The following is a 6,844-nucleotide window of genomic DNA, read 5'->3' as shown; positions in this document are numbered from 1 at the left end:
CGCCCCGCCGCGCCGGACGATCCGCCGCCGCTTGCCCGCTTCCGGGAGGACGGCCCGGTCGAGGCGGGCCGTGCGGCGGACGCCGTCGCGGTAGGCGGTCTCGCGGGACGCGTCGTCCGCGAGGAGTTCGGTGACCAGGTCCTCGGGACGCGCGGCGTCCACGAGCGTGGCGCGCTGGACGGTCCGTTCGAACGCCAGGACGCGGGTGAGCGCGCGGGCGTGCGCCCGCCGATGGTCTCCGGCCTCGCCGGGCAGCACCGGTAGCGCGTCGCGGGTGGCGACGTAGAGGCGCGGGCCGTCCGGCATCGCGACGGATGTGCGCGCGACGGCCAGGACCAGTTCCTCGTCCGCCAGCTCGCCCGGCACCAGCACGACCCCGTGGACGTCACCCGTGGGGGCCGTCCCGATCGGGCGTCGGGTGACGGTGTGGCCGCGCGCCTCCAGCTCGGCCGCGACGGCGGTGGCGAAGGCGTCGGCCTCGTCCGCGAGGAGCAGCCAGGACGCGTCCGACACGACCGGTTCGGGAGTCTCGGAGGCGTCCCAGACGACCTCGGCGAGCTTGCCGGAGAGTGGAACGGGGAGGTCGGCGCGCTCGACGCGGCGCAGCACGATGTTCGTGGCCTCGACCAGCACCTCGCCGTCCGGACCGAGAATCCGCAGCTCACCGCGCGTGCCGTCGAACGCGGCGCGGACGTGCCCGCCGCGGTGCGTCGGCCCGTACACCCGGAGGCCGCCGACCGACTCGACGAGCCACGTCCCGTCGCCCGCCTCGGCGGCGAGGACGGCGAGGGCCCGGTCGAACACCTCGGGATGCAGCCGGTAGTGGCGGCTGCCGCGCTCGGCCGCCGCGATCTCGGTCGCGGGGCCGGACGGCGGGGCGGCGGGCGGACGGCGGTCCTCGCCGACCTCCGCGCGGGCCAGCCGGGTCCAGGTTCCGGCGGGGGTGAGCGCGTGGATCTCGACGCGCCGGTCGTCCTCGTCGAAGGTCGTCGTGACCGTGGTGGCCGCGTCGAGCGCGAGCGGCCGCTCCATCCACAGGCTGTGGACGCGGACCTCCTCCGTGCCGAGCGCCTCGGCCCCGGCCGCGAGCGCCATCTCCGCGACGGCGGCGGCCGGCAGGACGTGCAGCCCGAGGGTCGGCGCGATCCACGGCTGGGCGGCGGTGCCGACGTCCGCGCGCCAGGCGTGCCGGTCCTCGCCGGGCAGCTCGACGTGCGCGCCGAGCAGCGGGTGCTCGTCGCGGCGCGCGGCGCGCCGCCGCCGGGACGTGTCGATCCAGTGCCGCTCGTGCCGCCAGGGCGCGGACGGGACGTCGATGATCGCGCCGTCGGCGGGCGGGGCGATCCGGTGGCCGTGCGCGGCGAGCCCGGCCAGGCGCGCGTGGAAGGTCAGGGTGTCGTCGGTCGGCTGCCCCTTGGGCGCGCGCTTGAGCGTGTGCGTGACGAACGCGCCGACGCCGTCCAGCGTCTCGCCGACCGCGTGCGAGAGGATCGGATGCGCGTTGACCTCGATGAACGTCCGGAACCCGTCGTCGGCCGCCGCCGCGATCGCGTCGGTGAGCCGGACGGGGTTGCGCAGGTTCCGCGCCCAGTACTCCGCGTCCATGGGGACGTCGGCGCGCGGGTCGTCCAGCGCGGTCGTGTAGAGGCGGACGCCCTCGGCGAGCGGCGTCCCGGGCTTCGCGCCGACCTCGGCGAGGGCCTCGCGCAGGTCGGGCAGGAGCGGGTCGACCTGCGGTGAGTGCCCGGCGCCCTCGGCCTTGATCGTCCTGGCGAGGAGGCCCTCGGCCTCGGCGCGCGCCACGACGGCCGCGACCTGCCCGGCGTCGCCGGTGACCACGGTCTGCCTCGGCGAGGAGTGGACGGCCGCGTAGACCTCGTCCAGGCCGTCCGCGAGCCGGGCGGCCTCGGCGGCGGACGTGCCGAGCACCGCCATCGCGCCGCCGCCGACCAGCCGGTCCAGCAGCCGCGAGCGGCGGCAGTTGACCTTCACGCCGTCCGCGAGCGACAGCTTCCCGGCGACGACGGCCGCGGCGACCTCGCCCATCGAGTGCCCGACCACCGCCCCGGGCGTCACTCCGTACGCCTGCCACATGCGCGCGAGCCCGATCTGGATCGCGAACAGCAGCGGCATCGTGACGGCCGGACCGCCCTCGACCGGCTCGCCCTCCTCCAGGAGCGCCCACAGCTCGGGGCCGCCCTCCTCGGCGAACAGCCCGTCCAGGTCGTCGATGGCCTCGGCGAACGCGGGCTCCTCCTCCAGGAGCCGCTGCGCCATGCCGGCGCGCTGCGCGCCGTAGCCCGAGAACACCCAGACCGGACGGCCCGGAGCGCCCACGGCCGTGCCGCTCACGACACCCGGGTGCGGACGGCCTTCGGCCAGCGCCCTCAGGCCGTCGATCAGCCCGGCACGGTCGCGGGCGGCGACGGCGGCCCGGGCGCGCCCGCGCCCGTCGCGGCGGCGCAGCGTCCGCGCGAGGTCGGCGTCGGCCACGCCGTCAGGGCGCTTGCCCAGCCACTCGGCCAGCTCGGCCGCGTAGGCGCGGACCCGGTCTTCGGACGTGTCGGAAAGCGGGTAGACGCGGACCGGGACGTCCTCGCGCGCGACCTCGGCGGCCGGGGCCTCCTCCAGGACGACGTGCGCGTTCGTCCCGCCGAACCCGAAGCCCGAGACGCCCGCGCGGCGCGGACGGCCCTGCCCGGGCCACGGCGTCTCCTCGGCGACCACCGCGAGCCGCAGGTCGTCGAACGGGATGTGCGGGTTCGGCTCCTTGTAGTGGCTGGACGGCGGGATCACCCCGTGGTGCAGCGCGAGGACGGCCTTGACCAGCCCCGCGACGCCGGCGGCGGCCTCCAGGTGGCCGAGGTTGGACTTCACCGAGCCGAGCAGCAGCGGGTTCGCGGCGTCCCGGCCCGCGCCGAGCACCTCGCCGAGCGCCTTCGCCTCGATCGGGTCGCCGAGGAAGGTGCCGGTGCCGTGCGCCTCGACGTAGTCCACCTCGCGGGTGTCGATCCCGGCGGCGGCGTACACGTCGCGCAGCAGCGCCTTCTGCGCCTCGGAGTTCGGCGCGACCAGGCCGTTGGAGCGGCCGTCGGAGTTCACGCCGGAGCCGCGGATCACCGCGAGCACCCGGTCGCCGTCCCGCCGCGCGTCGGAGAGCCGCTTCAGCACGACCGCGCCGCAGCCCTCCGCGCGGACCATGCCGTCCGCGCTCGCGTCGAACGGCTTGCAGTGCCCGTCGGCGGCCGTCCCGCCCGCGAGGTCGAAGGTCATCGTGACGGTCGGCGACAGCAGCACGTTCACGCCGGATGCGAGCGCCACGTCCGCCTCGCCGGAGCGCAGCGCCTGGACGGCCAGGTGCGTGGAGACCAGCGAGGACGAGCACGCGGTGTCCACGATCATGGAGGGGCCGCGCAGGTCCAGCAGGTAGGAGAGGCGTCCGGCGATCACGCTCAGCGCGGCCCCGGTCGCGGTGAACGGCTCCAGCGCCGCCAGGTCGGAGGCGGTGAACGCCGCGTACTCGGGCGCGGAGACGCCGACGAACACGCCGGTCCGGGTGCCGCGCAGCGCGGCGGGCGCGAGCCCCGCGTGCTCGAACGCCTCCCAGGCGACCTCCAGGACGAGCCGCTGCTGCGGGTCCATGACGGCGGCCTCGCGGGGCGAGACGCCGAAGAACTCCGCGTCGAACCCGGCGATGTCGGCGAGGAAGCCGCCGAGCCGGGTGGTGCGGGCGAGCAGGTCGCCGACCTCGGGTGATCCGTCGTCGAAGGCGTCCCAGCGGCCGTCCGGGACCTCCCGGACGGCGTCGCCCCGGCCGAGCAGGAAGCGCCAGAAGTCGTCCGCGCCGGTGATATCGCGGTCGCCGCCGGGCAGGCGCAGGCCGACGCCGACGACCGCGATCGGCTCGTCCGCGCGGACGGCCGCGGCTGGCGCCGGCGCGGGAAGGGCGGACACGGGCTCCGGGACGCCCGCCAGCGCGGCCGACAGCCGGTTGACCGTGGGGTGCTCCCAGACCAGCGTCGCGGGCAGCGCGCGGCCGAGCAGCTCCTCCAGCTCGCCCGCGACGGCGACCGCGTCCCGGGAGGCGAGGCCGAACTCCTCCAGCGGACGGTCGGGATCGACCTCGGCGGGGGCGAGGCGGGACCGGCGCGCGATCTGCTCGACCAGGTATCGGCGGATCGCGTCCTCGCCGATGCCCTCACGGGAGTGCATGTGCGGGGTCCCCCAATAACGCGGGTTCGTCTGTGCGGCACGGAAGGAGGTCCACGATGTCCTACTTTGACCGCCTCACGATGCGCACACAGGCCACTTTTCTCCGGTGTCACTTGTCACGCCGATGACAAGAGCCCCTGGCGGGCGATGACGGGTCCCCCTGGCAGGCGATGGGGGCTGATGGGATAGTTGGGCCCCACGACCACGCACGCGCACAGGGGGAAGCGGCGAGCCACGTGACCCGAGGACGATACCGGTGGGCACTGCTCGTCGTGGCCGTGAGCGCCTTCATCACCACCATGGACAACACGGTGGTCATCCAGGCGCTCCCGACGATCCGGCACGACCTCGGGATGTCCGGCTCGGCGGGCGAGTGGGTCACGACCGGCTACATGCTGATGTTCTCGTGCCTGATGGTGGCCGGGGGCCGGATCACCGACATCTTCGGCTGCCGCGTCGGCTTCGTCACCGGCATGGCCGTCTTCACCGCCGCGTCCGCCGCGTGCGGCCTCGCCCCCGACGCGCCCGCGCTGATCCTCGCGCGGGTGGTGCAGGGGGCGGGCGCGGCGCTCGCGCTGCCCGCGACGCTCGTCATGGTCACCGTCGGGCGCAGCGACAAGCAGCGGTCGCTCGGCACGATCGTGTGGGTGGCGGCGGGCGGCACGGCGACCGCCTTCGGCGGGCCGATCGGCGCGGCCATCGTCACCTACTGGTCGTGGAGCTGGATCTTCCTCGTCAACATCGTCCCCGGCGTGCTGGTGATCGCGCTCGGCGCGGTCGTGCTGACCGGCAAGGGCGGGAACGCGCACGCCAAGGTGGACATGCCGGGCGTGCTGATCTCCGCGACGATGCTGTTCGCGCTGGTCTACGGGCTGGAGGCCGTCCAGCGGGACGGCTGGACGGCGGCCCCGGTGCTCGGCGTGTTCGCGCTCGCGGTGATCGCGCTCGGCTGCTTCGTCACGGTCGAGCGGTGGGCCCCCGACCCGATGATCAACCTCGGCTTCTTCCGGAACCGGGTGTTCACCGGCGGGCTGCTGTCCCAGATGCTGCAGGGCATGGGCTTCACCGCCCTGCTGTTCTACTCGGCCACCTTCATGCAGGAGTACCTGGGCTTCTCGGCGGTCGAGTCGTCCCTGGTGCTGCTGCCCGCCGCGTTCGTGATCATGGGGCTGACGCCGGTCGCGTTCTGGCTGGCCGGACGGGCCGGGCCGCGGCTCACCATCGGCGGCGGCATGGTCCTGATGGCGGTCGGCATGTCCTGGTTCGCCACCGTCCGGCGCGGCGACGGCTACACCGACCTGATGCCGGGCGTGCTCACCGTCGGAGCCGGGGCCGCGCTGGTCATGCCGCTCGCGATGTACGTCCTCAAGGCCGTCCCGGACGAGCGGACCGGCGTCGCCAGCGGCATCCTCAACGTGATCCGCGAGGCGTCCGGGGCGTTCGGCATCGCGGTCGTCGGCGTCCTCGTGCAGGACCTGCCCGCGAACGCGTCGGCCGCGGCGATGGAGCGCTTCCGGCACGGCATCGCGTCCGGGCTGCTGCTCGGCGCGGCGCTCGTCGCGGTCGGCGGGCTGATCTCCGCCGCGACGCTGCCGCGCCGGAGCGACCTGCGGGAGGACGTCGCGGTGCCCGCCCCCCGGTCCGCGCCGGAGGACGTCCTGGTCGCGGCGTCCGGCGGGGGCGAGCAGCGGCCCGCGCGGCAGCGCGAGACACGGCCTGGACGGCAGCGTGAGGCGCGGCCCGCGCGGCAGCGGGACACGCGGCGCTCGCCGTCCTACAACGGGTACGAGGCCGGGATGCGGCGCGGGCACAACATGCTGCACACCTACCTGGACGAGAACGTCCGGCGCGGCCTCCCGCCTCCGCCCGAGGGCTGGTACCGCCCCTACGACCCCGAGGACAGCGAGGCGACCGGGCCGCACCGCGTCCTGCGCGGCGACGCCTGGGAGAACGGCCGGGAGAACCCCTGGGAGGAGGACGCGTCGTGAGCCGCACCGTCGTGGTCTTCGCGGCCGGATCGCGCGGCGACATCCAGCCGTGCCTCGCCCTCGGCCGCGCCCTCGCCGCCCGCGGCGACCGCGTCCGGCTCGTCGCCAGCGCCCGCTACGCGCCGCTCGCGCGCTCCTGCGGACTGGACCTCGCCCCGCTGACCGTCGACCCGACCGAGATCCTCGCCTCGGACGCCGGGCAGGAGCTGCTCGCGGGCGGCCGGAACCCGGTGCGCTTCCTGACCGGCTTCCGCCGCATCCTCGGCCCCGCCGCCCGCCGCCTGCTGGACGAGTGCCTCGCCGGGTCGCGGGACGCCGACCTGCTCCTCGGCCCCACCGTCGGCCTGCTCCCCCGGCACCTCGGCGAGCACCTGGACGTCCCGTGGGCGCTGGTCCACTTCCAGCCGAGCCAGCCGACCGCCGCGTTCCCGCACCCGTTCGTCCCGCGCTCCCTGGGCGGGCGCGGCAACCGCGCGAGCTTCGCCGCCGTCGACCAGGTGGCCTGGCAGCTCTCCCGCCCGTTCCTGAACCCGTGGCGGCGCGAGGCCCTCGGCCTCCCGCCGCTCCCCCTGCGCGGCGCGCCGCGCGACGAGCCCCTCGTGCTCGCCTGCTTCAGCGAGCACGTCGTGCCGCGTCCGCCCGAC

The 6,844-nt window shown here is 75.8% G+C and carries 3 protein-coding genes; 2 read left to right on the top strand and 1 reads right to left on the bottom strand.

Annotated elements, in window-relative coordinates:
- A partial coding sequence (locus AB0J52_RS21890) for a type I polyketide synthase (protein ID WP_500183642.1) occupies positions 1–4,212 on the bottom strand: 4,212 nt, incomplete at its 3' end.
- Positions 4,213–4,448: 236 nt separating this feature from the next.
- Between AB0J52_RS21890 and AB0J52_RS21885 the strand changes: the two genes are divergently transcribed.
- A complete protein-coding gene (locus tag AB0J52_RS21885; protein ID WP_500183640.1) occupies positions 4,449–6,200 on the top strand; it encodes an MFS transporter in 1,752 nt (583 codons plus the stop codon).
- The coding region (locus AB0J52_RS21880; RefSeq protein WP_500183638.1) for a glycosyltransferase at positions 6,197–6,844 on the top strand (648 nt) is incomplete at its 3' end. The genes AB0J52_RS21885 and AB0J52_RS21880, both read left to right, overlap by 4 nt.

Origin of the sequence: Spirillospora sp. NPDC049652 (assembly GCF_040675125.1) — a bacterium.
Lineage (GTDB): Bacteria > Actinomycetota > Actinomycetes > Streptosporangiales > Streptosporangiaceae > Spirillospora.
Note: the sequence above shows the minus strand (reverse complement) of the source record. Positions and strands in the feature narration are given on the sequence as shown.